The following is a 25,646-nucleotide window of genomic DNA, read 5'->3' on the forward strand; positions in this document are numbered from 1 at the left end:
CCTGGCGGGGTTCGCCGCGGTTTAGCGCAGTGCGTCTGACTTACGCCCGGCTTTCCTTGCCGGGCGTTGTTGTTTGTGGGTGCGGCTGCTCGCTTTGCGTGACTGTACGCGGCCTTCGCGCGTTTTGTAACGACAGGTAAAAGCCACCGTGATCGAGCCTTCCGGCCGGGTGCTTTTCGGTAAATCGTTACAATTTGAAACGCCTCAGGGATCGAATTGGGCGAGACTGGGTCTCAATCAAAAGTCACTCTGCTGAAGACGGAGGCCAAAATGGATAAACGCACCACGCAACCTGCCACTCAAGTCGCGCCGCCGGCGCCGCCGGCACAGCGGCGGCTTCACCCGCTCATCGCGACGGCGGCGGGCGCAGTGATTATCGCGAGCCTCGTCGCGACGGCGGCGGTCACCGGTATGTTCCCGAAAGCGTCGAGCACCGGCGAGCCGACCAACCAGACGCAGGCGGCCCAGGTCACACCGCAAAGCGGTCAGCAAACGGTGGTCGATTCGGCCGCCCCCGCTAATCTCGCCGCACAGCAGAACTCGCAGCAAGCTGGCCAACAAGCGGCGCAGCAAGTCGTACAACAGCCCGCCCAAGCGCAACCGCAACGCGCTCCAGCGCCGCCCCCGCAGCAATACGCTCAGCAGGAACCCGTCGCGCAGGCGCCGGCGGCGCAGGAGCCGCAATATGCTCAACGGCAGCCCGCACAGACGGCGCATTGCTCGACGTGCGGCACCGTGGTCGCGATCTCGGCGGCGCGCCAGGAAGGTCACGGTACCGGCATTGGTGCGGTAGGCGGCGCGGTGGCGGGCGGCGTGGTCGGCAATCAGTTTGGCAGCGGCAACGGCCGCACCGCAATGACCCTGCTTGGCGCGCTAGGCGGCGGCCTTGCCGGCAATTCAGTGGAAAAGCACCTGCGCAGCAGCACGTCGTATTCCGTGCGGGTGCGGATGGAAAACGGCAAGACGCGCTACTTCACGTATCACGAAGCGCCGCCCTTCCAGCAGGGCCAACGCGTTCGGGTGGAAAACGGCACGCTGGTCGCCGACTAATAGCGGCGCGGCGCTTGGCACGGCTCGGCACCGCTCAGCGCGCCACGCGCATGAAAAAAGGCGACTCCAAATCGAGTCGCCTTTTTTAGGGCAGCGGCGGCACGCCAGCGTGCCCGCTCAGTAATCCGAGTCTTCGATCCATGCAGCCTGAATTGCCTCGAGGATCTTTTCGTTCGACCGGTTAGGGTCGTCGTCGAATCCTTCCAGTTCAGTGACCCACCGGTGCAGGTCCGTGAAGCGCACCTGCTGCGGATCGATGTCCTGATACTTGTCGGTCAGGGCCATCGCGATGTCTTGCGTATCGGTCCACTTCATGGCTGCGTCCTCCTGTTAGTGGTTTTCCTTCGCGTGATTGATCGAGTAACGCGGGATTTCAACAACCAGGTCCTGCTCAGCCGGCACGATGGCCTGGCACGACAGACGCGAAGCCGGCTCGAGCCCCCACGCCTTGTCCAGCAGATCGTCCTCGTCTTCCTCGGACGGCGTCAAGGCGGCGAAACCCTCACGCACGATCACGTGACAGGTAGTGCACGCGCACGACTTCTCGCACGCGTGCTCGATTTCAATGCCGTTATCGAGCAGATTGTCGCAAATGCTCTTGCCGGGCACGGCATCGATCACCGCGCCTTCCGGGCACAGTTCGACGTGAGGCAGCACAACGATTTGAGGCATACATGTTCCGTTTGGTCTGAGGCGCGGCCTCAAACAGGCTTCGCACCATTTTACTGGCGACACGCGCGGTTGTTAAAGCCTGCGTGTCTTCAATCAGGTCCGCACCGCGCTTTTGCAATGACGGCGAGCGCGGACCCGGCCCGCGCCGTCCCGCGACGATCAGATCTCGTCGAGCTTGCGGCCCGCCAGCGCACGGCGAATGCCCTTGTTCATGCGGCGCGCGGCGAACTCGTCGGTGCCCTCGGCAAGCGCCTTGGTCGCGGCTTCAATTGCGTCGACGTCTTCGCTCTGCGCAAGCGCGCGCAAACCGTTGAGCAGCGCGTCGAGCTGCGCGCGTTCGCTTTCGTCGAGCAACTCTGCGTCGGCGGCGAGCGCGGCGTCGGTCGCATCGAGCAGACGCCGGGCCTCCACCTGCGCTTCGCGCAAAGCGCGGGCGCGCATGTCGACTTCGGCCGTCGAAAAGCTGTCTTCGAGCATTCGGGCGATGTCGTCATCTGCGAGGCCGTACGACGGCTTCACGACCACCGACGCCTCCACGCCCGAGCCGAGCTCGCGCGCGAACACGGACAGCAGACCGTCGGCGTCCACCTGGTAGGTCACGCGAATGCGCGCGGCGCCGGCCGCCATCGGCGGAATGCCGCGCAACTCGAAGCGCGCGAGCGAACGGCAATCGCTCACCAGCTCGCGCTCGCCTTGCACGACGTGGATCGCCATGGCGGTCTGGCCGTCCTTGAAGGTGGTGAAATCCTGCGCGCGCGCGACCGGAATGGTCGAATTGCGCGGGATGATCTTCTCGGTCAGCCCACCCATCGTCTCGACGCCGAGCGACAGCGGTATCACGTCGAGCAGCAGCCAGTCGTCGCCCTCGGCGCCGCGGTTGCCCGCGAGCAGGTCGGCCTGGATCGCCGCGCCCAGCGCAACGACCTGGTCCGGGTCGAGATTGGTCAACGGCGGCTGGCCGAAGAACGCTTCGACTGCGCGGCGAATCACCGGCATGCGGGTTGCGCCGCCGACCAGCACCACGCCCTTGATGTCCTTCGTCGTAACCCTGGCGTCGCGCAGCGCTTTTCTGGTCGGACCGAGCGTGCGCTGCACGAGCGCCTCGGTGATGGACTCGAAAGTGGCCTCGTCGATCGTCAGATCGAGCTTGGCGCCGTTCGAGAGCGTCGCGCTGAGGGTTGTCATGGGCGCATCCGAGAGCGCCTCCTTGGCCACGCGCACGCTGTCGAGCAGCAGCCGCACGTCTTCAGGTGCGAGCGTTTGCGGCGCGATGCCCGCCTGCTGCAACACGTGGCGATACAACGCGTGGTCGAAGTCGTCGCCGCCGAGCGCCGAGTCGCCGCCTGCCGCCAGCACTTCGAACACGCCCTTGGTGAGCTTGAGGATCGACAGGTCGAAGGTGCCGCCGCCCAGGTCGTAGACCGCATAGAGCCCTTCCGAGCCGTTGTCGAGCCCGTACGCGATCGCCGCCGCTGTCGGTTCGTTCAGCAGACGCAGCACGTTCAGACCCGCCAGACGCGCGGCGTCCTTGGTCGCCTGGCGCTGCGCCTCGTCAAAATATGCGGGCACCGTGATCACGGCGCCGACCAGTTCGTCGCCGAGCGTGTCTTCGGCGCGCTGGCGCAGCGTCGCGAGAATTTCCGCCGACACTTCGACGGGGCTCTTCACGCCGTCGACGGTACGGATCTGGACCATGCCGGGCGCGTCGATGAAATCGTACGGCGCGTTCTCGGCGCCTTCCACTTCCGCCTTGCCGCGTCCCATGAAGCGCTTGACGGAAACGATCGTGTTGCGCGGATCGGTCGCCGCCTCCGCCTTGGCCGCGCGGCCGATGCGCCGGCCGCCCTTCTCGAGGTAGCGCACCACCGACGGCAGCAGCACATGGCCGTCCTCGTCGGGCAGCACGTCGGGCACGCCGCTGCGCACGGCGGCGACGAGCGAGTTGGTCGTGCCGAGGTCGATACCGACCGCGAGACGCCGCTGGTGAGGCGCCGGCGCCATGCCGGGTTCGGAGATTTGCAGTAAGGCCATCTGGATCTTCTCGGAGCCGCGAGGCCCCGTCCTGAATTTCGTTGCTGAATGTGATGCCAAGGCCGCAGCCGAAGTCACCTGAGCTTCACCTGAGCGCCACCTGAGCGCCACGTGAGCGCCACGTGAGCGCCACCTGAGCGCTGCAATGCGGCGGCGAGTCAGGCGATAAAGGCCGATCTAGCCTTCGAGCCGCTCGATCTGCGAGCCGATCTCCGACGCCACCCGTTCAATGAACATCAACTGCCGCACGGCCTCGCCCGCCGCCTGATTCGCGCCGCTGTCGAGCAGCGCGCCGAGCTTGTCAAAGCGCACGCGCTCTTCGTCGCGCAACTCGGTGAGCAGGGCGTCGAGCGCGTCGACGTTCTTCGCCGCGGCCGCGTCTTCAATGCTTTCGCGCCATTCCATCTGCTGCATCAGAAACGCCGGTTCCATGGCCGTGTTGTCATGCGCGCCCACGTCGAGTCCGCGCAAATGCAGCAGATACGTCGCGCGCTTGAGCGGGTCGCGCAGCGTCTGATACGCCTCGTTCGCGCGCGTCGCCCATTGCATCGCGATGCGCTTTTGCGCGTCGCCGGCCGCCGCGAAGCGATCCGGATGCACTTGCGCCTGCACCGTGCGATACGCGTGATCGAGCGCAGCCGGATCGAGCGCGAATTGCGCCGGCAGACCAAAGAGGTCGAAGTGGCTATCGTTCAGCGAGGCCATCGGATAAGTATTTTTTCGTTCAGAGAAGCGCACCGTAGTGCGGTTCACGTGCAGCCCAATTGCGGCGCGGGCGCTCGCGTCGTGCGATCTCGCGCGGCAAACTAAAAAGGCGGCCCGCGCCGCCTTTGGTCCGCTGCACGCGGAGTTGCTCCCGCTACACGCGGAACGACTCGCCGCAACCGCACTCGTCCTTCACGTTCGGGTTGTTGAATTTGAAGCCTTCGTTCAGGCCCTCACGCGCGAAGTCGAGCTCGGTTCCGTCGATATAGGCGAGGCTCTTCGGGTCGACAATGATCTTCACGCCGTTGCATTCGAACACCTGGTCCTCGGGCGCGAGTTCGTCCACATATTCGAGCTTGTATGCCAAGCCGGAGCAGCCAGTGGTGCGCACGCCCAGACGCAGACCCACGCCTTTGCCGCGGCGGGTCAGGTACTTCTGCACGTGCTGTGCTGCCTTTTCGGTCAACGTAATTGCCATAGCGTTTCTCATTGCGCGGTGCGTGCGGATGCGCCGCTACCCTGCTTGCATCAAATATCGCTCTTGCCGGACGGCGCCATACGCGCCGTCTGCCTTGCTTCACTTCGCCTGGCTGGTCGCGAACTGCGCGGCTTCAGGCGTGCTGCTTCTCGCTCTCGGCCACTGCTTCGCCGTGACGCTGCTTGTAGTCGGCGACCGCTGCCTTGATTGCGTCTTCCGCGAGAATCGAGCAGTGGATTTTGACCGGCGGCAACGCCAGTTCTTCGGCGATCTGCGTGTTCTTGATCGACATTGCCTCGTCCAGCGTCTTGCCTTTCACCCACTCGGTCACGAGCGAGCTCGACGCGATGGCCGAACCGCAGCCATACGTCTTGAACTTCGCGTCTTCGATGATGCCGTCCGCGCCCACGCGGATCTGCAGCTTCATCACGTCGCCGCACGCGGGCGCGCCGACCATGCCGGTGCCGACCGCGTCGTCGTCCTTGGCGAACGAGCCGACGTTGCGCGGGTTTTCGTAATGGTCCAGAACCTTGTCGCTATAAGCCATGATTACACTCCTTGATTCGTTTCGATCCGCTGTTGCGTTGAACGCGCGGTGAACCTGAACTGCGCGAAAATTTTTCGACCAGCCGGCGCGTCAGTGCGCTGCCCACTGGATGCTCGAAATATCGACGCCGTCCTGGTGCATTTCCCACAGCGGCGACAGATCGCGCAGCTTCGCGATCTTCGTCTTCAGCAGATTGATCACGTAGTCCACGTCCTGCTCGGTCGTGAAACGGCCCACCGTGAAGCGGATCGAGCTGTGCGCGAGTTCGTCGTTACGACCAAGCGCGCGCAGAACGTACGACGGCTCCAGCGAAGCCGACGTGCACGCCGAGCCCGACGACACCGCTACGTCCTTCACCGCCATGATCAGCGACTCGCCTTCGACGAAATTGAAGCTGATGTTCAGGTTGTGCGGCACACGCTTTTCCATGTCGCCGTTCACATACACTTCTTCGATTTCCGACAGGCCGCGCAGCAGCCGGTCGCGCAGCATGCGAATGCGCTCGTTCTCGGTTGCCATTTCTTCGCGTGCGATGCGGAATGCCTCGCCCATGCCGACAATCTGGTGCGTAGCCAACGTGCCCGAACGCATGCCGCGCTCGTGACCGCCGCCGTGCATCTGCGCTTCGATACGCACGCGCGGCTTGCGGCGCACGTACAGCGCGCCGATGCCCTTCGGGCCGTAGGTCTTGTGCGCGGAGAACGACATGAGGTCGACCTTCAGCTTTTGCAGGTCAATGTCGATCTTGCCGGTGGCCTGAGCGGCGTCCACATGAAAAATGATGCCTTTTTCACGGGTGATTTCGCCGATTGCCTCGATGTCCTGGATCACGCCGATCTCATTGTTCACCGACATGACCGACACGAGAATCGTATCCGGGCGCAGCGCGGCCTTGAACTTCTCGAGGTCGATCAGACCGTCGTCCTGCACGTCGAGATAGGTCACTTCGAAGCCTTCGCGCTCGAGCTCGCGGCAGGTGTCGAGCACGGCCTTGTGCTCGGTCTTCACCGTGATGATGTGCTTGCCCTTGCTCTTGTAGAAGTGCGCCGCGCCTTTGATGGCGAGGTTGTCCGACTCGGTCGCGCCCGAGGTCCAGATGATTTCGCGCGGATCGGCGTTCACCAGCGCCGCGACGTGCTCCCGCGCCTCTTCGACCGCGCGCTCCGCCGTCCAGCCATACGAATGGCTGCGCGACGCGGGGTTGCCGAACTGCTCGCGCAGATACGGAATCATCTTGTCCACCACGCGCGGATCGACCGGTGTCGTGGCGCTGTAGTCCATGTAAATGGGCAGGTGGGGAATCTCGTTGTTCATCTATCGCTCCGGGGACGTCGTATGCTCTGGCTTCTGAATTCGCTATCGCGCTGCGGTGGTGCCGCGCCGCGTCTTACGAACCGGCCATGTTGAAAACGGAATTGGGACCTTTGGGCGCCACGCGCACCGGCTCGACCGCGGGCGCCTCGCTGCGCCTGTCGCGCAGAACCGCCGGCGCGCCTTCGCGCGAACGCTGCTGATCGACCAGATCCTTCAGCGAGACGGAATCCAGGTACTCGACCATTTTCTGGTTCAGCGTGGACCACAGCTCATGCGTCATGCAGTGACCGTCGTGCTGCTTGGTGCCTTCGCACGAGCCCTTGCCGCCGCACTGCGTGGCGTCGAGCGGTTCGTCCACCGCGATGATGATGTCGGCCACCGTCACGTCTTCGGGACGGCGCGCGAGGTTGTAGCCGCCGCCCGGTCCGCGCACGGACTCGACGATTTCATGGCGACGCAGCTTGCCAAACAGCTGCTCGAGGTAGGACAGGGAGATGTGTTGGCGCTGGCTGATACCCGCAAGCGTCACCGGGCCCTGCTCCTGGCGCAACGCCAGGTCAATCATCGCCGTGACGGCGAAACGGCCTTTCGTGGTGAGTCTCATATGTATGGGGAACCGCTATTCTCGACAAGTTTTGTCAAGTATAAATACATGAGCGATTTAGTCAAGTATCCCTGTCGCGATATGGGTCATTCACTTAAATGTTTTCGCCCGGTTCGTGCACCGCTTGTGCACTGCTTGTGCACTGCTTGTGCACTGCTTATACCCCGTGTTGCAGCGGCGTGGACAAGCTAGCCGAGCAATTGGGGGCGCAACGCGGCGATGAGGCCGCGGCACGCCGCTTCGCACTGGTCCAGCACCTGCTCGAAACCGTCTGCACCGCCGAAGTAAGGGTCGGCGACTTCACGCGCGCCGCTCCAGCGCACGTCGCTCTCCGGCACGAACTCCATCAGCAGGCGAATCTTGTCCTGCTGCTGTGGCGGGCAAACCTGGCGCAGCGCGGCGACGTTCCTGTCGTCCATCGCAATCAACAGGTCGAAGCGGTCAAAGTCGATTTCTGCAATCTGGCGCCCCCGCAATGCCGCCAGATCGTAGCCCCGACCGCGCGCGGCATGCTGCGCCCGCTCGTCCGGCGGCTGGCCGATGTGCCAATCGCCGGTGCCTGCCGAGTCGATCAGAATCTGCTCCGTGAGCTTCGCCTCTTCGACGAGACCGCGCATGACGGCTTCCGCGGTCGGCGAACGGCAGATGTTCCCGAGGCAGACAAAGCAGATGGACACAGTTTTCATCGCAGGCTTCTTGTCGCGCTTGCGGCGCAGTGAGGGCGAACGACGTACAAAGTCTGGCGTCGCTGCGCGGTGCCGCGATTATACAAAGCCGCGCGAAATCGCGTCGGCCGCCCGCGTGACGCTCTGCCGCCGCGCCTCATGGTTTCAGGACGCCTGCACTAAAGGCAGCGCGGGAATCTCGCGCAACGGTTTGACTGCAGGCGAGGAGGCATCGTCGATTATCCCGTAGGACACGGCCCGGGCGAGCTCCGCGCTCAGTTGATCCGCCGCTAGCGGCGCCTGCGGGCCGCGCGCGGCCGCATCGCTGTACAGGTGCAGGTAGGCTGCTGCGGCCAAACCGATAACGAGCGCAAGCGGCCAGTACATCGCTATTGTCTTTCTCATGATGTCTTATTCCAGAAGATGGCTAGCGAGTGCGTTACTCACTATGCCCATCACGAATGCTATAGGAATCGACAATCGGGAAAAACCCGCTCAGCCGCGATACAGCGTTGTCTGAAATGGAACAGTCGACGGCAGGGCTTGCGGCAGGCAACCGCGCAACGCAGCCTGGCACGAAAAATAAGTCCTTACAAAAGCATACAAACCTAGCGCGACAGATGCGCATAATTGCGGTCTCATAGCTATGAAACCTCCTGCCTCGGGCTTGAAATGAAACGCTTTGCACCTTTGGCCGCCGTCACCCTCGCCGCCCTTCTCGGCGGCTGTGCTGTCTATCCGGACGGCACACCGATGTACAGCAACGGCTACAGCACTTATGACGGTTACGACGCGTACGGCGTGCCGGTTGTCCCACAGACCAATGTGTACATGGGCTACAGCAATTATTACGGTCCGGGGTATTACGACGGTCCGGGGCGCTATTATGGGCCGGGTCCGGGATATCGAGGCTATCCGGGTCGCCCGTATCATGACGGGGACAACGGCAATCGCGGGGGATACGGTGGCTCGCGCGGTCAGCCGAGCGGCGGACCGCCGCCGCAAGGCGCGGTGGGCGGCCCGCGCGGACCGAGCGGATCGAACGCGCCGCGGCCCGGCGTCGCGCCGCCGCCTCCGCCGGCCCCCGCCCCGCAGGCAGGAGGAGGTGGTGGTCGAGGCAACGGCGGCGCGCCGGTCGCCAGAGGCGTTCCGAATCGGCCCTCAGGTGGGCCGACCGAGCATTAAAGCCGCGCTGCTTTAGCGCTACACGGTGCCGCGAACCTTCCGAGTGCAGCACGCCGGGATGTCCGTCGGCGCGCCGAGCGGGACGCGCAAGCAGCGACGCGCGCGAATGCGCAGGGCTGGATGCTCCTTCGGTCGATGAGCTACGAGTGCCGGAGCGCACCAACCGGGCTTGCATTAATTAACCAATATGGCTGCGCTGTGCGGCGTACAACTCCCTGAACGTGCGCCCCACTGGTGCCGGCATTTCGCGCGTAGCGGTCCAGCCGGCACCCGCCAAAGGCAGCTTGGCGATCGAGCGGTTTTTCCCGCCCATGCGCTCCAGCACGCGCACGGCAAGTTTGGTGACGAGCGCATAGGCATCCGGATGCATCGCCAGAAAGCCCCATAGCGCAAGACCGGCGCGCTCTTTCCATGGACGCAGGCGCCGCTCGACCTGTTTTTCGCGCAACTTGCGCAGCAGGTCCGACAACGGAATGCCTACCGGACACACGCTGTTGCACTCGCCGCAGAGCGTGGCCGCTTGCGGCAGATCGAGTGCCTTGTCGAGCCCGACGTAGCTCGGCGTCAAGACCGAGCCCATTGGGCCCGGATAGACCCAACCATACGCGTGGCCGCCCACCTTCTGATAAACAGGGCAATGGTTCATGCACGCGCCGCAGCGGATGCAGCGCAGCATCTCCTGAAAATCGCCGCCGATGAGCCCCGTGCGTCCGCCGTCGACGAGCACCACGTACATGTGCTCCGGTCCGTCCTGATCGCCCTCGCCGCGCGGGCCGGTGAGCACCGAGAAATAATTCGACGTGCTCTGGCCGGTCGCGGAGCGCGGCAACAGGCGCATGGCCGTCGCGAGATCTTCGAGCGTGGGCAACACCTTCTCGATGCCGGTGACGGCAACATGCACACGCGGCATGACCGTACACATACCTTCGTTACCCTCGTTCGTGACGAGCACGACAGAGCCGGTCTCCGCGATCACGAAGTTGCCGCCCGTCACGCCCATGTCGGCACTCATGAAGTGCGGCCGCAGCATCTGCCGGGCTTCGAGCGTCATGTCCGCAATCTCCGTGAGACGCGGCCGGCCATGGGTTCGCGCGAAGAGGTCGGCAATCTCGTCCTTATCCTTATGGACGACGGGCGCGATGATGTGGCTCGGCGGTTCGTTGCCGTTGATCTGCAGGATGTATTCGCCGAGATCGGTTTCGATGGATTGCACGCCCAGTTGCCCGAGCACTTCGTTCAGGCGCAGTTCCTCGGTGACCATCGACTTCGTCTTGATCACCTTCTTCACGTCGTGGCGGCGCGCAATGTCGCCGACGAGCCGCGCAGCCTCCTGCGTGGTCTCGGCGAACAGCACCGTGACGCCGCGCCGGGTTGCCTCGCGCTCGAAGGTTTCGAGCCACACGTCCAGATTCTCGAGCGCGCGGTTGCGGCGCTCCTTCAACGCGGCGCGCGTGGCCGGAAAGTCGATGGCCGTGAGCGCCGTGGCGCGCGCCGAGACGAACTTGGTGGACAGCTTGGTCAGGTTCTGCTGCAAGCGCTGGTCAGCGAGCTTCTGACCGGCGCGCGCCTTGAACTGCATGGATTGGATTTGCATGGCTTCTCCGTCACACGTCGCCGGCCAGTACCTGCGCGATATGCAGCACGCGCGTGGCGGTGTCGCCGGTACGCCTCAGGCGCCCTTCTATATTCAGCATGCAGCCGAGGTCGCCGAGCACCACCGCGCCGGCGCCGCTCTCACGGATATTGGCGCACTTTTCGTCGACGATGGCCGTGGAAATGTCGCCGTACTTGACCGCGAAGGTGCCGCCAAAGCCGCAGCAATGCTCGCAGCCCTTCATTTCGGTCACCGCCACGCCCACCTGCGCGAGCAGCTCGCGCGGTTGCGTTTTGACGCCGAGCTCGCGCAGGCCGGAACAGGAGTCGTGATAAGTGACCTGCCCTGTGAACTCGCCGGGCTGCAATTGAACCTTTGCAACGTTGACGAGGAAATCTGTCAGTTCGAACACCTTGGCGCGCAGCCGGCCAAAGCGGCTCATCAGCTCGGGATCGTCGGCGAAAAGGTCGCCGTAATGGGCGCGAATCATGCCGCCGCAGGAGCCCGACGGTACGACCACGTAGTCGAACTGCTCGAATTCGCGTAGCGTTTTCTCGGCGAGGTCGCGCGCGATGCGCCGTTCCCCGGAGTTATACGCAGGCTGGCCGCAGCAGGTTTGCGCGGGCGGCACCACCACCTCGAAGCCGGCGCATTCAATGAGCTTGATTACCGAAAAACCGATCTCGGGCCGCATCAGGTCAATCAGGCAGGTGACGAACAATCCGACTCGCATGAGCCCTCCTCCGGGAAAACGTCCCTGATTATCCGCTGTTTGGCGCACAATACCAACGGCCGGAAGGCATAGGGCGAATGCGTCGCCGAATTGGAAGAGCACCTCCAAGTGCGTTCGCTTTTTTCACCATACGAGATACAATCAATTTCCGCTGTTTGACGCGTCAACTGATTCTTCTTATGAGCGACACGAACCCGGATCCCAAAACTTCGATCCAGGTGATCGAACGCATGATGCGCCTGCTCGACGCACTCGCCGCGCATAGCGACCCGGTCAGCCTGAAAGAACTCGCCCTGCGCACGGAACTGCATCCGTCCACCGCGCACCGCATCCTCAACGATATGGTGATGTGCCGCCTCGTCGACCGGTCGGATCCCGGCACGTACCGGCTCGGCATGCGCCTGCTCGAACTCGGCAATCTGGTGAAGGCGCGGCTGTCCGTGCGCGACGCGGCGCTTGCGCCGATGCGCGAGCTGCACCGTCAGACCGGCCAGACGGTGAACCTGTCGGTGCGTCAGGGCGACGAGATCGTCTACATCGAGCGCGCTTATTCAGAGCGCTCGGGCATGCAGGTGGTGCGGGCCATCGGCGGCCGGGCGCCGCTGCATCTCACTTCCGTCGGCAAGCTCTTTCTCGCCGCCGACGAATCCACGCGCGTGCGCGCGTACGCGACGCGCACGGGCCTGTCGGGTCACACGCAAAACAGCATTACCGACCTCGCCAAGCTCGAGCGCGAGCTTTCGCATGTGCGCCAGCAGGCATGCGCGCGCGACAACGAAGAACTGGAACTGGGCGTGCGCTGCATCGCCGCGGGCATCTACGACGACACCGGCAAGCTGGTCGCCGGGTTGTCGTTGTCGGCGCCGGCCGACCGTCTGCAGGATTCCTGGCTTGGTCAGTTGAGCCAGACGGCGCTGGTCATTTCGGAGGCGCTCGGGTATCGGCCGCAAGCCTCGCAGAATCCTGGCCATCATCCGAATTCGCACAGCTAGCGCTACACGGCAAGCCGATCACCGGCTTGCAAAGGCTCAAAACGAAAAAGCCCCGCATCTGCGGGGCTTTGCTTTGGCGGCGGCCGTTTATGCAAGCGGCCGCATGTGAGCCATCTCAAGTACCCGGACCGCCAGCGTCCGCGCTCGTGATGCGGGCCTGATCGCCGCCGTTATCCAGCCACGTGCGCAGGCGCGTGGCGTCCGCAAAGCGCGAGTACTTGCCCGACGAATCGAGCAGCACCAGCACCATCGGGCGGCCGTGAATGTTAGCTTGCATCACGAGGCACTCGCCGGCTTCGTTGATGAAGCCGGTCTTTTGCAGACCGATGTCCCACGTCGGGTTACGCACGAGCGCATTGGTGCTGTTGTAGGCCAGCGTGCGTTTGCCCGTGTACACCTCATAGCTGTGGTCGGTGGAGAACCGGCGAATCAGTGGATATTGATACGCCGCGTTGACCATCTTCACGAGATCGCGCGCGCTCGACACGTTCTGGCTCGTCAAACCGGTCGGGTTTTCGAAGTGCGTGTCAGTCATGCCGAGCTGCCGTGCCTTCGCGTTCATCGCAGCGAGGAACGCCGGGCGGCCGCCCGGGTAGTAGCGCGACAGCGCGGCAGCAGCACGGTTTTCGGAGGCCATCAGCGCGATGTGCAGCATGTCTTCGCGCGACAGCACCGAACCGACGGACAGACGCGAGCCGGTGTTCTTCTCGTAGTCGCGGTCTTCGTCCGTGACTTCGAGCTGATCGGTCATGGGCTCTTTCGAATCTAGCACGACCATCGCGGTCATCAGTTTCGTGATGGACGCGATAGGCACCACGGCGCGCGAGTTCTTGTCGAAGAGCGGCTCGCCGGTGTTCTGGTCGACCACGTACGCGACGCTCGAGCGCAGCATCAGCGCGTCCGGCGTTTCGTGCAGGCCAAATGCCTGGCCGACGGTCGGCGGACGCGGCTCATACGCAACGCGCCGCACCACGGTGTGGTGACGGCCATTGGTCGTATAGATCACGCGCTTGCGCTTGACGCCCGCGCGGGGCGCATCGTCCTCCGCCGCAGCCGTTTTGGCGGCCGCAGCCTTGCCGGCTTTCGCGGCCTTGCTGGAGACTTTGGCGGGCGCGGCAGGCTTCTTGCCGGCCTTGGCGTGTTTTGAGGTTTTCGCTGAGGTAGCGGACGTCGCGGCAAAGGTGCTTACTGGCGTGGCAAGCGCCGCCGCAAGGACCATGGAGGCGGCAACCGACAGAGCGGTGCTGCGCGCCGCGCCGTGGATCACTTTCAGCGACGAAAACATGTCGGTTTTCATGGGTGTTCTATAGGGAGCGGCGAGAGGGTTCCGCAAGTGTATTAAAACAACGAAAAATTAGCAATTTGAAGCACTTATGGGCGCTCTTTAAACCAGCTTGTAAGCTGGGATCGCAAAAACGCAAATAAGTGCCGCGCCTCGATCGATAAAAACGATCAAAAGCGCCACGTTTCGCCGACGCCAGAGCCCTCAAAAGGGTGTGATCCCTTTAGCATAACGGCAATTCAGAGACAACCTTGATGAGGGGAAACACGGCTCTGGCCGAACGCCAGACCCCGCGGCGCCGACCGCAAGCGGGCTCGCCTGGCCCGAGGCACAGTCTTAAACGCCTGCTGCAAATCACAGACGCGCATTTGACTGGCGTCAACAATTAACGTTCCGTAACGCTTTATGGTTTACATCAATTCGCGCGGACACCCGCCTTTTGTTAAATTTTGCAGCGCACTGCCGAGGTACGCAAAACGGCCGCCGCAGCCGGAACCTATTACCGGAATGATCTCCTCGCGCCGCCCACGCAGGTCAATCATGCCGCGTCACCGAGCCGTCATGCACAGCGCATAAGCTATTGTTTCGTAAGCGGTTTCTTAAGATTGTGCAATGCACAAAAAGCGCTTGACATTCACCGGCACCATCCTAAAATAGAACCCATTGCTGCGATGCACCATTCATCGCAGTCCGGGCAGACGAATCTGCGTCTCGCCACCACCCAATGCGGTCCGCAAAGATCGGCCGCGATCCAGGAGCGTAAACCATGACTCTGCTGACCCCCGAGCAATTCGCTGCAGCCCAGAAAGCCAACTTTGAAACGCTGTTCGGCCTGACCACCAAAGCATTCGAAGGCGTTGAGAAACTGGTCGAACTGAACCTGCAAGTCGTGAAATCGACGCTCGCGGAAAGCCAGGAAAATGCCCAACGCGCGCTGTCGGTCAAAGACGCGCAAGAGTTGTTGGCCCTGCAAGCGAGCCTCGCCCAGCCGGTCGCTGAAAAGGCGCTGTCGTATGGCCGTCATGTGTACGAAATCGTCTCGGCAACGCAAGGTGAGTTCGCCCGCGTAGCCGAAGCGCAATTCGAAGAGCAGAACCGCAAGGTTCAGTCGCTCGTCGAAAACGTCGCCAAGAATGCGCCGGCCGGTTCGGAAACCGCCGTCGCCGTGATCAAGTCGGCCATCACCGCCGCCAACACGACGTACGAAACGGTCCACAAGGCAACCAAGCAGGCTGTCGAAATCGCGGAAAGCAACTTCAACGCAGCCGCCACGGCCGCGTCGAAGGCAGCTTCGCAAGCCGCTGCGCAGGCATCGCGCTCGGCCAAGAAGCCGGTTTAAGTTTCCGTCTGCCGTTCCAGGCCTCGCTTGCGGGGCCTGCACCGAAGCCTGAGCTCAGGCATCTTCCGCGCCGGCCCAGCGTAACCGCTGCGCCGGCGTTGCTGTAAGCAACAGCGTCGTGCCGTTGCCGCTCCCACGGTTCCAATTGGCCGAACGCTCCGATACGTCGAATGACGTATCGTTTGCCCGGCCCAGAGCCGGGATTTTTTTGCGCCGTGTTTCTTGCAGTGTTTCCCTGCAGACTCACTGGACGCGCAACTGGACGCGCAGCAACGGCCGCGGACAAGCTCTAACTCGCAGTCTTTCGGACAATTAAAAACGGCGCGCCCTTTCGCGGGGCGCGCCGTTTTTTTTCAGTGCCGTCCGCACGCAGACGAACCGGCCGAACGCCTTACTTCTTTTTCTGCGGCGGCAGGTCGGTACAAACGCCTTCGTACAACTCGGCCGCCATGCCGATCGATTCGCCGAGCGTCGGGTGCGGGTGAATCGTCTTGCCGATGTCCGTCGCGTCCGCGCCCATCTCCACCGCCAGGCACACTTCGCTGATCAGATCTCCCGCATTCAGACCGACAATGCCGCCGCCGATCACGCGATGCGTTTCCTCGTCGAACAGCAGCTTGGTGAACCCCTCGTCGCGGCCGTTGGCGATCGCCCGGCCCGACGCGGCCCACGGGAACACAGCTTTGCCGTACTTGATGCCGGCTGCTTTCAACTGGTCTTCGGTCTTGCCGGCCCACGCCACTTCCGGATCGGTGTAAGCCACCGACGGAATCTGGATCGCGTCGAAATACGCCTTCTCGCCATGCGCGGCTTCCGCTGCAACGTGACCTTCGTGCACAGCTTTGTGCGCCAGCATCGGCTGACCGACGATATCGCCGATCGCGAAAATGTGAGGCACGTTGGTGCGCATCTGCTTGTCGACTTCGATAAAGCCGCGATCCGTCACAGCGACGCCAGCCTTTTCGGCACCGATCTTCTTGCCATTCGGCGAACGGCCCACGGCCACCAGCACCAGGTCGTAGCGCTGTGGCTCGGCCGGGGCCTTCTCGCCTTCGAACGACACGTAGATGCCGTCTTCCCTGGCCTCTGCCGCAGTCGTTTTGGTCTTGAGCATGACGTTCGCGAAGCGCTTCGCGTTGTACTTCTCCCAGACCTTCACGAGATCGCGGTCCGCGCCGGCCATCAGGCCGTCGAGCATTTCGACCACGTCGATCTGCGCGCCGAGCGTCGCGTACACCGTGGCCATTTCCAGCCCGATGATGCCGCCGCCGATCACGAGCATGCGCTGCGGAATCTGCCGCAGTTCGAGCGCGCCCGTCGAATCGACGACGCGCGGATCTTCCGGTATGAACGGCAGCTTCACCGCTTCGGAACCCGCCGCGATGATCGCCTGCTTGAACCGCACCACCTTCTTGCCGCCTTCGGTCTGCACTTCCATGTGGTTCGGATCGACGAACGCGCCGGTGCCTGTCACGACCTCGACCTTGCGCATCTTCGCCATGCCGGCGAGACCGCCGGTGAGCTTCTTGACCACGCCCGACTTGAAGTCGCGCAGCTTGTCCAGGTCGATTTGCGGCTTGCCGAACGTGATGCCGTGCGAGCCGAGCGCTTCGGCTTCGTCGATCACCAGCGCGGTATGCAGCAGCGCCTTGGACGGAATGCAGCCGACGTTCAGGCACACGCCGCCAAGCGTCGAATAACGTTCGACGAGCACGGTCTTCATGCCGAGGTCGGCGGAACGGAACGCAGCCGAATAACCGCCGGGGCCCGAACCGAGCACGAGCATATCGCACTCGATGTCCGCGCTGCCGCTGAAGCTGCCCGCTTGCGGCGCGGGCGCGGCGGCCTTGGGCGCAGCGGCAGCTGCGGGAGCCGGTGCGGGCGCCGGCGCAGCAGCCTTCGGCGCTTCTTTCGCGGACGACGCTTCGCCCGACGTTTCCACGAGCGCGATCACCGTGCCTTGCGAGACTTTATCGCCGGCTTTGATGCGCACTTCCTTGACCGTCCCGGCGGTGTCGCTCGGCACTTCCATGGAAGCCTTGTCGGACTCGAGCGTCAGGAGCGACTGTTCCTGCTCGATCGTATCGCCCGGCTTGATATTGACTTCGATGACATCGACGTCCTTGAAGTCGCCGATATCCGGCACTTTTACTTCGACGAGACTCATAGTGTCCCCTTCTCCTGTTGATCGTGACGAGCGAAGAACCTGTGTCGACAAGGCCTCGTAGCTTAGCGCGCGGCGGACAGCAATATCCGTTGCTGCCCGCTCGAGGACGCACCGTTGCCCAACGGGGCAACGCAGAACACCGATGTGAGAACAGGTTCTACGCCAACGCGCGGATCACCGGCCGCGACCGGTGCCCCGCGCAACATCACATCAAAGAATCACACGCCGGAAATCGGCAAGAATCGACCCGAGATACGCATTGAAGCGTGCAGCTTCCGCGCCGTCGATCACACGGTGGTCGTAAGACAGCGACAGCGGCAGCGTGAGACGCGGCACGAACTGCTTGCCGTCCCACACCGGCTTCATCGCGCCGCGCGACAAACCGAGAATCGCGACTTCGGGCGCGTTGATGATCGGCGTGAAGTTCGTACCGCCAATGCCGCCCAGCGACGAAATCGAGAAGCAGCCGCCTTGCATCTGGTCGGGCTTGAGCTTGCCTTCGCGCGCGGCCTTGGACAGCTCGGTCATTTCCTTCGCGATCTCGACGAGGCCCTTCTTGTCCGCGTCGCGAATCACCGGAACCACCAGACCGTTCGGCGTGTCCGCAGCAAAACCGATGTGGTAGTACTGCTTGAACACGAGGTTGTCGCCGTCGAGACTCGCGTTGAAGGTCGGGAATTTCTTCAGCGCCGACACTACCGCCTTGATCACGAACGCCAGCATCGTGATCTTCACGCCGGCCTTTTCGTTTTCCTTGTTCAACTGCACACGCAGTGCTTCGAGTTCGGTAATGTCCGCTTCGTCGTTGTTCGTGACATGCGGAATCATCACCCAGTTGCGGTGCAGATTAGCGCCGGAAATTTTCTTGATGCGCGACAGCGGCTTCGCCTCGAACGGGCCGAACTTCGAGAAGTCGACCTTCGGCCACGGCAGCAGATTCAGCTCGCCGCCACCTGCCGCCGCGGGCGCGGCCGCGCCTGCCGGCGCCGCGCGCTGGCCCGTCATCACACCCTTGATGAACGCAGTGACGTCCGCTTGCGTAATGCGGCCCTTCGGGCCCGTGCCCTGGACCTGCGTGACGTCGACGCCCAGCTCGCGCGCGAACTTGCGCACGGACGGCGAAGCGTGGCTGGTGCGGCGCGAGCCGCCCTCGCCTGCCGGAATCAACGGCGCCTGTGCGAGCGCGGACGGCGAAGCCGGTGCCGGCGACGGCGCAACCGGCGCGTCCGACGGTTTTTCGGCTTCCTGTTTCGGCGCAGCAGCGGGTGCCGGCGCCGGGGCGGCAGCAGCGCCTTCGGCTTCCACCACGACGATCACCGAGCCTTCCGACACGGTATCGCCCACCTTGACCTTCACTTCCTTGACGACGCCGGCAGCGGAACTCGGCACGTCCATCGTCGCCTTGTCGGATTCGAGGGTGACGAGCGACTGCTCTTTCTCGACGCGATCGCCGACCTTCACCGCGACTTCGATGACGGGAATGTCTTTGTAGTCGCCGATGTCCGGCACCTTCACTTCCTCGCGGCCGCCGCCGGAGGCGGGAGCAGCAGCCGGCGCAGGCGCGGGTGCAGACGCAGGCGCAGGTGCAGGTGCAGGTGCAGGCGCCGGTGCAGGCGCGGCAGCCGGTGCGGGCGCCGGTGCGGCCGCGCCACCCTGTGCGCCGTCCAGTACGACGATCAGCGAACCTTCGGACACGTTGTCGCCAACCTTGACCTTCACTTCCTTCACGACGCCGGCCGCCGAGCTCGGCACGTCCATCGTCGCCTTGTCGGATTCCAGCGTAACGAGCGATTGCTCTTTCTCGACGGTATCACCCGCCTTCACCAGCACCTCGATCACAGGAATGTCCTTGTAATCGCCGATGTCCGGCACCTTGACTTCGATCGCTTGACTCATTGTTAGTGTCTCCTGGGCCGCGCACGCGGCCTGCCTGCGCCGGTCGAAGACCGGTCAGGGGCAGGCGCGCACGCCGTGGCACACGGGGAATGATGCCTTAGACGGTCATCGGGTTGGGTTTGGCGGGATCGAGGTTGTACTTCTTGAGCGCCTCGGCGACCACCTTGCGTTCGATCGTGCCTTCGTCTGCCAGTGCATTCAGCGCGGCAACCGTGACCCAGTAGCGGTCGACTTCAAAGAAGTGGCGCAGCTTCTCGCGCGTGTCCGAGCGGCCATAACCGTCCGTGCCCAGCACGACGAAGCGTTGCGGCACGAACGCGCGGATTTGTTCCGTGAGCGCGCGGACGTAGTCCGTCGATGCGATCACCGGACCTTGCGCGTCCTTCAGCAGCTTCTCGACGTGGGACAGCTTCTTCTCCTCCGTCGGATGCAGCAGGTTCCAGCGCTGCACTTCGTGGCCTTCGCGCGCGAGTTCGGTGAAACTCGGCACGCTCCACAGGTCGGCGGCAACGCCCCAGTCGTTTTTCAGCAGGTCAGCGGCGGCGATCACTTCGTTGAAGATCGTGCCCGCGCCCATCAACTGCACGCGCGGCGCCTTGCTGTCGGCTTCGGCCTTGCGGAACGAGTACATGCCCTTGATGATGTCGGCCGCCACGTTCTCTCCCTGCGGAATCGCCGGGTGCTCGTAGTTCTCGTTCATCACCGTGATGTAGTAGTACACGTCTTCCTGTTCCGCGACCATGCGGCGCAGGCCGTCCTGCATGATGACGGCGAGTTCGTAACCGAACGTCGGGTCGTAGCTGATGCAGTTGGGCACCGAAGCGGCCCACAGCAGCGAGTGGCCGTCTTCATGCTGCAGACCTTCGCCGTTCAGCGTGGTGCGGCCCGCGGTGCCGCCCAGCAGGAAGCCGCGCGAACGCATGTCGCCCGCGGCCCACGCGAGGTCGCCGATGCGCTGGAAGCCGAACATCGAGTAGAAGATGTAGAACGGGATCATGATCTCGCCGTGCGTCGAGTACGACGTCGCGGCTGCGATCCAGTCCGACATGCCGCCGGCTTCGTTGATGCCTTCCTGCAAAATCTGACCGGTTTCCGACTCGCGGTAGAACATCAGCTGGTCGGAGTCTTCCGGAATGTACTTCTGGCCGTCCTGATTCCAGATACCGATCTGACGGAACAGACCCTCCATACCGAAGGTGCGCGACTCGTCCGGCACGATCGGCACCACGCGTTTGCCGAGTGCCTTGTCCTTCAGCAGGATGTTGAGAATACGCACGAACGCCATGGTCGTGGAAATCTCGCGGCCCTCGCCCGTGCCCTTGAGCAACGGCTCGAACGCGGACAGATCCGGCACCGGCAGCGACTCCGCCTTCTGGCGGCGCGCCGGCAGGTAGCCACCCAGCTCCTGGCGGCGGGCGCGCATGTACTCGAGTTCCTTCGAACCTTCTTCGAACTTCAGGTACGGCACGTTGACGATGTCTTCGTCGGAAATCGGCAGACGGAACTGGTCGCGGAATTTCTTGAGCTGCTCCACCTGCATCTTCTTCTGCTGGTGGGTGATGTTCATGGCCTGGCCGGCTTCGCCCATGCCGTAGCCCTTGATCGTCTTCGCGAGAATGACGGTCGGCTGGCCCTTCGTGTGGGTGGCTTCGTGGAACGCCGCGTAGATCTTGTGCGGATCGTGGCCGCCGCGGTTCAGGTTCCACACGTCTTCGTCCGACCAGTCGGCGACCAGCGCCTTGAGTTCCGGCGTATTGAAGAAGTGCTCGCGAACGAACGCGCCCGACTCCGACTTGTACGTCTGGTATTCGCCGTCGACGACTTCCATCATGCGGCGCATCAACGCGCCCGACTTGTCGCGCTGGAACAGCGCGTCCCAGCGGCTGCCCCACACGACCTTGATGACGTTCCAGCCCGCGCCGCGGAATTCGCTTTCCAGTTCCTGGATGATCTTGCCGTTACCGCGCACCGGACCGTCGAGGCGCTGCAGGTTGCAGTTGATCACGAACACCAGATTGTCGAGCCGCTCGCGGCCGGCCATGCCGATCGCACCGAGCGATTCCGGTTCGTCCGTTTCGCCGTCGCCGAGGAACGCCCAGACCTTGCGGCCGTCGGTCTTCGCAATGCCGCGCGCCTGCAGGTACTTCATGAAGCGCGCCTGGTAGATCGCCATGATCGGGCCAAGGCCCATCGAGACGGTCGGGAATTGCCAGAAGTCCGGCATCAGCCAGGGGTGCGGATACGACGAGATGCCCTCGCCGCCCACTTCCTGGCGGAAGTTGTCGAGTTGCTGCTCGGTCAGACGGCCGAGCAGGAACGCGCGCGAGTACACGCCCGGCGACGAGTGGCCCTGCACGAACACGAGGTCGCCGCCATGCTCAGGCGACGGTGCGTGCCAGAAATGGTTGAAGCCGACGTCATACAGCGTGGCGGCGGACGCGAACGACGCGATATGGCCGCCGACGTTGGTGTCCTTGCCGGCGCGCAGCACCATGGCAATGGCGTTCCAGCGCGTGTACGAACGGATACGGTGTTCGATGTCCTGGTCGCCGGGAATCTTCGCCTGACGCGAAACCGGGATCGTGTTGATGTAAGGGGTGTTGGCGGAGAACGGCAAATGTTCGCCATGCACGCGGGCGAACTCGATCTGCTTCTCGATCAGGTAGTGGGCACGGTCGGGGCCAACAGCAGAAATCACGCCATCCAGCGCTTCCAGCCATTCGCCGGTTTCCTGGGGATCGTCGTCTTTTTCAGCGGCGACATATTTCATGACTTCGTCGGGTACAGCGGACATGCTCGTCTCCTGGATATAGAGGAACGCTCTTTGAACAGACGACGCGGACGAAGCACGGCCGCGGCAGCTTCGGCCGATTGTAATAAGGGTCCCGACGTCCACGCAACAAAATTTTCGAATTACGAGATTCGCTCTCATAATGCGGAAAATTGCTGCGGCGCAACCTGATTTGACTGCCTTTGCGGGAATACTTCGGCTAGTTTGCGCCGATTAACGGGACTTTCCGTGATTTTTTGCGCCATTTGCCAGCTACGCGCTGCGCTACAATGCCACGCATGTTGACCGAACGGCTTTTCGCTCGATCGGCGCGCACCGCTGGTTCGCCGGCGGATTCGTCGCCGTCCTCCCGCTGGCACCATGGGCCATGGTGGTCCAATTCCTATTTGCTGACGCCGCTTTTGTCGATCCTCGTGTTTCTGGTCGTCATGAGCCTGATTTTGTGGAGTCTGAACCGGCGCGAGCAGCAACAGCAGGAAGACACGCTTTACCGCAACGTCGCGTGGGCGCAGCAGCAAATCCGTCTTTCCATGACGGGCGCGCAGGAGCAGATCCAGGCGCTCGCGCGCGACCTTGCCGCCGGCCACGCCGATCCGAATTCGTTTCAGGCGTCCACCACGGACATCATGCAGGGGCATCCCGAAATCCTCTACATGAACTGGTACACGAGCCAGCAGCAGCCGCGCTGGCCCAATACGGCGCTGCCCGTGTTCGGACAGCGGCTTGCCAAGCCCAACGACACGCAAATGGACGAAGCGGTGAAAGCCGCCTTCGCCGAGGCGCGCAGCACGCGCCGCCAGGTGTACTCGCCGCTCATTTATGACGACGTCGGCAACGGCTACATCACGTTGCAGACACCGGTGTTCCGCGACCGCGAATTTCTCGGCTCGATCGCCGCGGTGTTCTCGGTGGAAGGCATCCTCAAGCACGACATTCCGACTGAGCTGTCGGCCAAGTACAAGATCTCGATCATCGACGCGAACAATCGCGAGCTGACCACCACGTCCACGCGCCCGCGCCTGCCGCGCGACATGTTCTACGACCTGCCGCTCGACCCGCCAGGCCAGGGCGTCTCGGTGCGCGTCTATGCGTTCCCGCAGATGACCAACTTCACCAACAACACGCTGGTGTGGCTGGTGGCGGGTCTGTCGTGCTTCGTGCTGTGGAGTCTGTGGAGTCTGTGGAAACACACACGCCAGCGCTTCGAGGCGCAGCAGGCGCTGTATGCGGAAGCATTCTTCCGTCGCGCAATGGAAAACTCCGTGCTGATCGGCATGCGCGTGCTGGATATGCACGGCCGCATTACGCACGTGAATCCGGCGTTCTGCCGCATGACGGGCTGGGACGAAAGCGATCTGGTCGGCAAGACGGCGCCGTTCGCCTACTGGCCGCGCGACTCGTATCCGGAAATGCAGCGCCAGCTCGACATGACGCTGCGCGGCAAGGCGCCCTCCTCCGGTTTTGAATTGCGGGTGCGACGCAAGGACGGCTCCATGTTCCATGCGCGCCTCTACGTGTCGCCGCTGATCGACAGCTCGGGCCGCCAGACCGGCTGGATGTCGTCGATGACGGACATCACGGAGCCGAAACGCGCGCGTGAGGAACTGGCCGCCGCGCACGAGCGCTTCACCACCGTGCTCGAGAGTCTGGACGCCGCGGTGTCCGTGCTCGCCGCCGACGAAGCCGAACTGCTGTTCGCGAACCGCTATTACCGGCATCTATTCGGCATTCGTCCCGACGGTCATCTGGAACTGGCGGGCGGCGGGTTCGACAGCTCGCAGGCGTCGTCGGATTCGATCGACATGGTGGACACGTACGCCGGGCTGCCCGCCGCCGCGCTCACCGAGAGCACCGCCGACGCCCAGGAAGTGTATGTAGAGAGCATCCAGAAGTGGTTCGAAGTGCGCCGTCAGTACATTCAGTGGGTGGACGGTCACCTCGCGCAGATGCAGATTGCAACGGACATCACGACCCGCAAACAGGCGCAGGAACTGTCGCGTCAGCAGGATGAAAAGCTGCAGTTCACGAGCCGCCTGATGACGATGGGCGAAATGGCCTCGTCGCTCGCGCACGAGCTGAATCAGCCGCTCGCCGCGATCAACAACTATTGCTCCGGAACCGTCGCACTGGTTAAATCGGGTCGGACAACGCCTGACAATCTGCTGCCCGTGCTCGAAAAAACCGCCCAGCAAGCGGTGCGCGCGGGCATGATCATCAAGCGCATTCGCGAATTCGTGAAACGCAGCGAGCCGAAGCGTCAGGCCACCCGCGTATCGGACATCGTCGCGGACGCCGTGGGGCTCGCCGAAATCGAAGCGCGCAAACGGCGCATTCGCATCGTCACCGACATGCGCTCGCGACTGCCGGTGATTTATGTGGACCCGGTGCTGATCGAGCAGGTGCTGGTCAACCTGTTGAAGAATGCCGCCGAGGCCATGGCCGAAGCGCGGCCGCACGCGGTGGATCCGGTGATCCGCGTGGTCGTGCGGCTGGAGAGCGGCTTTGTGTGCATCAGCGTCGTCGACCAGGGGCCGGGCGTCGACGAAGCAACGGCCGAGCGGCTGTTCGAACCGTTTTACAGCACCAAGTCCGACGGCATGGGCATGGGGCTGAACATTTGCCGTTCGATTATCGAATCGCACCGCGGCCGTCTGTGGGTGGTGAACAACGTCGAGTCCGACGGCCACATCACAGGCGCCACGTTCCACTGCAGTCTGCCTATTGGAGAGCCTGACGGCCCGAGCAACGGCGGGTCCGAGGCACCGACACCACAAACCGTTACGGGAGAGCTATGAACAGCCCAGTCACCACACAGGAAACTGTCTTTGTCGTCGACGACGACGAGGCCGTGCGAGATTCGCTGCGCTGGCTGCTGGAGGCGAACGGCTACCGCGTGCAGTGCTTCTCCAGCGCCGAGCAGTTTATCGACGCGTGGCAGCCGCACCAGCATCCGGGCCAGATCGCCTGCCTGATTCTCGATGTGCGGATGTCCGGCATGAGCGGACTGGAACTGCAGGAACGCCTGATCGCGGACAATGCGTCGCTGCCCATCATCTTCGTGACGGGTCATGGCGACGTGCCGATGGCCGTGTCCACGATGAAAAAAGGCGCGATGGACTTCATCGAAAAACCGTTCGACGAAGCCGAACTGCGCAAGCTCGTGGAGCGCATGCTCGACAAGGCACGCAGCGAAAGCACCAGCGTGCAGCAACAGCGCGCGGCCGCTGAGCGCCTCGGCAAGCTGACCGCGCGCGAGCATCAGGTGCTCGAGCGCATCATTGCAGGCCGCCTGAACAAGCAGATCGCCGACGACCTCGGCATCAGCATCAAGACGGTGGAAGCGCACCGCGCCAACATCATGGAAAAGCTCAACGTCAACACGGTTGCCGACCTGCTGCGACTCGCGTTGTCCAACAAGCCGCAACCGGCGCAATAAGACGCCGGCGGCGCGCGCGGCATTCGCCGCGGCGCGCCGCGCACTTCCGGCCGGACTGCCCTGTCCGGCGTCTCGCCGGGTTTTCATCCGGACCTTCCCGTTGTTTGCTCGCCTCGCGCAGCGGCGCCTTGCATCCGCGCATTGCATCCGCGCCTTACATCTGTC

At 63.3% G+C, this 25,646-nt stretch carries 22 protein-coding genes; 6 read left to right on the forward strand and 16 right to left on the reverse strand.

Features of this window, described 5'->3' with window-relative positions:
- Positions 1–270: 270 nt before the first annotated feature.
- Positions 271–1,050, forward strand: a complete 780-nt coding sequence (locus JNB89_RS08530; protein WP_220361902.1) for a glycine zipper 2TM domain-containing protein — start codon at positions 271–273, stop codon at positions 1,048–1,050.
- A gap of 117 nt (positions 1,051–1,167) precedes the next feature.
- Here JNB89_RS08530 and iscX read toward each other — a convergent pair whose 3' ends face one another.
- The 10 genes from iscX to JNB89_RS08580 all read right to left on the reverse strand — a co-directional run bounded on the left by iscX (position 1,168) and on the right by JNB89_RS08580 (position 8,471).
- Positions 1,168–1,365, reverse strand: coding sequence for a Fe-S cluster assembly protein IscX (iscX, locus tag JNB89_RS08535; RefSeq protein ID WP_013338769.1), 198 nt, complete (start codon positions 1,363–1,365; stop codon positions 1,168–1,170).
- Positions 1,366–1,380: 15 nt separating this feature from the next.
- Positions 1,381–1,722 (reverse strand): ISC system 2Fe-2S type ferredoxin, encoded by a 342-nt coding sequence (gene fdx, locus JNB89_RS08540; RefSeq protein ID WP_013338768.1) that lies wholly within the window; start codon positions 1,720–1,722, stop codon positions 1,381–1,383.
- Between the two features lie 159 nt (positions 1,723–1,881).
- Complete coding sequence (gene hscA, locus JNB89_RS08545) at positions 1,882–3,753, reverse strand: Fe-S protein assembly chaperone HscA (RefSeq protein ID WP_220361903.1); 1,872 nt, start codon at positions 3,751–3,753, stop codon at positions 1,882–1,884.
- A gap of 177 nt (positions 3,754–3,930) precedes the next feature.
- On the reverse strand, positions 3,931–4,458 hold the full coding sequence (hscB, locus tag JNB89_RS08550) for a Fe-S protein assembly co-chaperone HscB (protein ID WP_013338766.1): 528 nt from the start codon (positions 4,456–4,458) through the stop codon (positions 3,931–3,933).
- A gap of 154 nt (positions 4,459–4,612) precedes the next feature.
- Positions 4,613–4,936, reverse strand: a complete 324-nt coding sequence (gene iscA, locus JNB89_RS08555; RefSeq protein ID WP_013338765.1) for an iron-sulfur cluster assembly protein IscA — start codon at positions 4,934–4,936, stop codon at positions 4,613–4,615.
- Positions 4,937–5,069: 133 nt separating this feature from the next.
- Positions 5,070–5,483, reverse strand: a complete 414-nt coding sequence (gene iscU, locus JNB89_RS08560; RefSeq protein ID WP_013338764.1) for a Fe-S cluster assembly scaffold IscU — start codon at positions 5,481–5,483, stop codon at positions 5,070–5,072.
- A 90-nt stretch (positions 5,484–5,573) separates the two neighbouring features.
- A complete protein-coding gene (locus JNB89_RS08565; protein WP_013338763.1) occupies positions 5,574–6,797 on the reverse strand; it encodes an IscS subfamily cysteine desulfurase in 1,224 nt (407 codons plus the stop codon).
- Between the two features lie 73 nt (positions 6,798–6,870).
- A complete protein-coding gene (gene iscR / locus JNB89_RS08570; RefSeq protein WP_013338762.1) occupies positions 6,871–7,401 on the reverse strand; it encodes a Fe-S cluster assembly transcriptional regulator IscR in 531 nt (176 codons plus the stop codon).
- A gap of 188 nt (positions 7,402–7,589) precedes the next feature.
- Positions 7,590–8,087 carry a low molecular weight protein-tyrosine-phosphatase gene (locus JNB89_RS08575; protein ID WP_220361904.1) on the reverse strand — a complete coding sequence of 166 codons (498 nt, stop codon included), beginning with the start codon at positions 8,085–8,087 and terminating at the stop codon, positions 7,590–7,592.
- 144 nt (positions 8,088–8,231) lie between these two features.
- Positions 8,232–8,471, reverse strand: coding sequence for a hypothetical protein (locus tag JNB89_RS08580; protein WP_220361905.1), 240 nt, complete (start codon positions 8,469–8,471; stop codon positions 8,232–8,234).
- 267 nt (positions 8,472–8,738) lie between these two features.
- Here JNB89_RS08580 and JNB89_RS08585 point away from each other — a divergent pair, with 267 nt between their 5' ends.
- Positions 8,739–9,251, forward strand: coding sequence for a hypothetical protein (locus JNB89_RS08585; RefSeq protein ID WP_220361906.1), 513 nt, complete (start codon positions 8,739–8,741; stop codon positions 9,249–9,251).
- A 178-nt stretch (positions 9,252–9,429) separates the two neighbouring features.
- Here JNB89_RS08585 and JNB89_RS08590 read toward each other — a convergent pair whose 3' ends face one another.
- Both JNB89_RS08590 and JNB89_RS08595 read right to left on the reverse strand, forming a co-directional pair.
- Positions 9,430–10,845 carry a lactate utilization protein B gene (locus tag JNB89_RS08590; protein ID WP_220361907.1) on the reverse strand — a complete coding sequence of 472 codons (1,416 nt, stop codon included), beginning with the start codon at positions 10,843–10,845 and terminating at the stop codon, positions 9,430–9,432.
- 10 nt (positions 10,846–10,855) lie between these two features.
- Positions 10,856–11,578 carry a (Fe-S)-binding protein gene (locus tag JNB89_RS08595; RefSeq protein ID WP_220361908.1) on the reverse strand — a complete coding sequence of 241 codons (723 nt, stop codon included), beginning with the start codon at positions 11,576–11,578 and terminating at the stop codon, positions 10,856–10,858.
- 179 nt (positions 11,579–11,757) lie between these two features.
- Here JNB89_RS08595 and JNB89_RS08600 point away from each other — a divergent pair, with 179 nt between their 5' ends.
- Entirely contained in the window at positions 11,758–12,570 is an 813-nt protein-coding gene (locus tag JNB89_RS08600; RefSeq protein ID WP_013338756.1) for an IclR family transcriptional regulator, read from the forward strand.
- A gap of 115 nt (positions 12,571–12,685) precedes the next feature.
- On the opposite strand, the gene pbpG is transcribed toward JNB89_RS08600, so the two are convergent.
- On the reverse strand, positions 12,686–13,867 hold the full coding sequence (gene pbpG, locus JNB89_RS08605; protein WP_220361909.1) for a D-alanyl-D-alanine endopeptidase: 1,182 nt from the start codon (positions 13,865–13,867) through the stop codon (positions 12,686–12,688).
- Positions 13,868–14,618: 751 nt separating this feature from the next.
- On the opposite strand from pbpG, the gene JNB89_RS08610 reads away from it, so the two are divergent.
- On the forward strand, positions 14,619–15,191 hold the full coding sequence (locus JNB89_RS08610) for a phasin family protein (RefSeq protein WP_006051259.1): 573 nt from the start codon (positions 14,619–14,621) through the stop codon (positions 15,189–15,191).
- A 391-nt stretch (positions 15,192–15,582) separates the two neighbouring features.
- Here JNB89_RS08610 and lpdA read toward each other — a convergent pair whose 3' ends face one another.
- From lpdA to aceE, 3 genes are all read right to left on the reverse strand, one after another.
- Positions 15,583–17,358: a dihydrolipoyl dehydrogenase gene (gene lpdA, locus JNB89_RS08615; RefSeq protein ID WP_220361910.1), complete on the reverse strand. Its 1,776-nt coding sequence runs from the start codon at positions 17,356–17,358 to the stop codon at positions 15,583–15,585.
- Between the two features lie 210 nt (positions 17,359–17,568).
- A complete protein-coding gene (aceF, locus tag JNB89_RS08620; protein ID WP_220361911.1) occupies positions 17,569–19,254 on the reverse strand; it encodes a dihydrolipoyllysine-residue acetyltransferase in 1,686 nt (561 codons plus the stop codon).
- Between the two features lie 97 nt (positions 19,255–19,351).
- Positions 19,352–22,048 (reverse strand): pyruvate dehydrogenase (acetyl-transferring), homodimeric type, encoded by a 2,697-nt coding sequence (gene aceE / locus JNB89_RS08625; RefSeq protein WP_135894418.1) that lies wholly within the window; start codon positions 22,046–22,048, stop codon positions 19,352–19,354.
- 275 nt (positions 22,049–22,323) lie between these two features.
- On the opposite strand from aceE, the gene fixL reads away from it, so the two are divergent.
- Both fixL and fixJ read left to right on the forward strand, forming a co-directional pair.
- Positions 22,324–24,840: an oxygen sensor histidine kinase FixL gene (gene fixL / locus JNB89_RS08630; RefSeq protein ID WP_041728759.1), complete on the forward strand. Its 2,517-nt coding sequence runs from the start codon at positions 22,324–22,326 to the stop codon at positions 24,838–24,840.
- Entirely contained in the window at positions 24,837–25,481 is a 645-nt protein-coding gene (gene fixJ / locus JNB89_RS08635; protein WP_006051254.1) for an oxygen response regulator transcription factor FixJ, read from the forward strand. Before fixL ends, fixJ begins: the two co-directional genes overlap by 4 nt.
- Positions 25,482–25,646: the final 165 nt, after the last annotated feature.

The sequence above is a fragment of the Paraburkholderia phenoliruptrix genome (genome assembly GCF_019511605.1).
GTDB lineage: Bacteria > Pseudomonadota > Gammaproteobacteria > Burkholderiales > Burkholderiaceae > Paraburkholderia > Paraburkholderia phenoliruptrix_A.

Excerpts from the sequence above, each read along its gene's own strand:
- JNB89_RS08530 (WP_220361902.1), top strand. The coding sequence starts at position 271 with ATGGATAAACGCACCACGCAACCTGCCACTCAAGTCGCGCCGCCGGCG.
- iscX (WP_013338769.1), bottom strand. The coding sequence starts at position 1,365 with ATGAAGTGGACCGATACGCAAGACATCGCGATGGCCCTGACCGACAAG.
- fdx (WP_013338768.1), bottom strand. The coding sequence starts at position 1,722 with ATGCCTCAAATCGTTGTGCTGCCTCACGTCGAACTGTGCCCGGAAGGC.
- hscA (WP_220361903.1), bottom strand. The coding sequence starts at position 3,753 with ATGGCCTTACTGCAAATCTCCGAACCCGGCATGGCGCCGGCGCCTCAC.
- hscB (WP_013338766.1), bottom strand. The coding sequence starts at position 4,458 with ATGGCCTCGCTGAACGATAGCCACTTCGACCTCTTTGGTCTGCCGGCG.
- iscA (WP_013338765.1), bottom strand. The coding sequence starts at position 4,936 with ATGGCAATTACGTTGACCGAAAAGGCAGCACAGCACGTGCAGAAGTAC.
- iscU (WP_013338764.1), bottom strand. The coding sequence starts at position 5,483 with ATGGCTTATAGCGACAAGGTTCTGGACCATTACGAAAACCCGCGCAAC.
- JNB89_RS08565 (WP_013338763.1), bottom strand. The coding sequence starts at position 6,797 with ATGAACAACGAGATTCCCCACCTGCCCATTTACATGGACTACAGCGCC.
- iscR (WP_013338762.1), bottom strand. The coding sequence starts at position 7,401 with ATGAGACTCACCACGAAAGGCCGTTTCGCCGTCACGGCGATGATTGAC.
- JNB89_RS08575 (WP_220361904.1), bottom strand. The coding sequence starts at position 8,087 with ATGAAAACTGTGTCCATCTGCTTTGTCTGCCTCGGGAACATCTGCCGT.
- JNB89_RS08580 (WP_220361905.1), bottom strand. The coding sequence starts at position 8,471 with ATGAGAAAGACAATAGCGATGTACTGGCCGCTTGCGCTCGTTATCGGT.
- JNB89_RS08585 (WP_220361906.1), top strand. The coding sequence starts at position 8,739 with ATGAAACGCTTTGCACCTTTGGCCGCCGTCACCCTCGCCGCCCTTCTC.
- JNB89_RS08590 (WP_220361907.1), bottom strand. The coding sequence starts at position 10,845 with ATGCAAATCCAATCCATGCAGTTCAAGGCGCGCGCCGGTCAGAAGCTC.
- JNB89_RS08595 (WP_220361908.1), bottom strand. The coding sequence starts at position 11,578 with ATGCGAGTCGGATTGTTCGTCACCTGCCTGATTGACCTGATGCGGCCC.
- JNB89_RS08600 (WP_013338756.1), top strand. The coding sequence starts at position 11,758 with ATGAGCGACACGAACCCGGATCCCAAAACTTCGATCCAGGTGATCGAA.
- pbpG (WP_220361909.1), bottom strand. The coding sequence starts at position 13,867 with ATGAAAACCGACATGTTTTCGTCGCTGAAAGTGATCCACGGCGCGGCG.
- JNB89_RS08610 (WP_006051259.1), top strand. The coding sequence starts at position 14,619 with ATGACTCTGCTGACCCCCGAGCAATTCGCTGCAGCCCAGAAAGCCAAC.
- lpdA (WP_220361910.1), bottom strand. The coding sequence starts at position 17,358 with ATGAGTCTCGTCGAAGTAAAAGTGCCGGATATCGGCGACTTCAAGGAC.
- aceF (WP_220361911.1), bottom strand. The coding sequence starts at position 19,254 with ATGAGTCAAGCGATCGAAGTCAAGGTGCCGGACATCGGCGATTACAAG.
- aceE (WP_135894418.1), bottom strand. The coding sequence starts at position 22,048 with ATGTCCGCTGTACCCGACGAAGTCATGAAATATGTCGCCGCTGAAAAA.
- fixL (WP_041728759.1), top strand. The coding sequence starts at position 22,324 with ATGTTGACCGAACGGCTTTTCGCTCGATCGGCGCGCACCGCTGGTTCG.
- fixJ (WP_006051254.1), top strand. The coding sequence starts at position 24,837 with ATGAACAGCCCAGTCACCACACAGGAAACTGTCTTTGTCGTCGACGAC.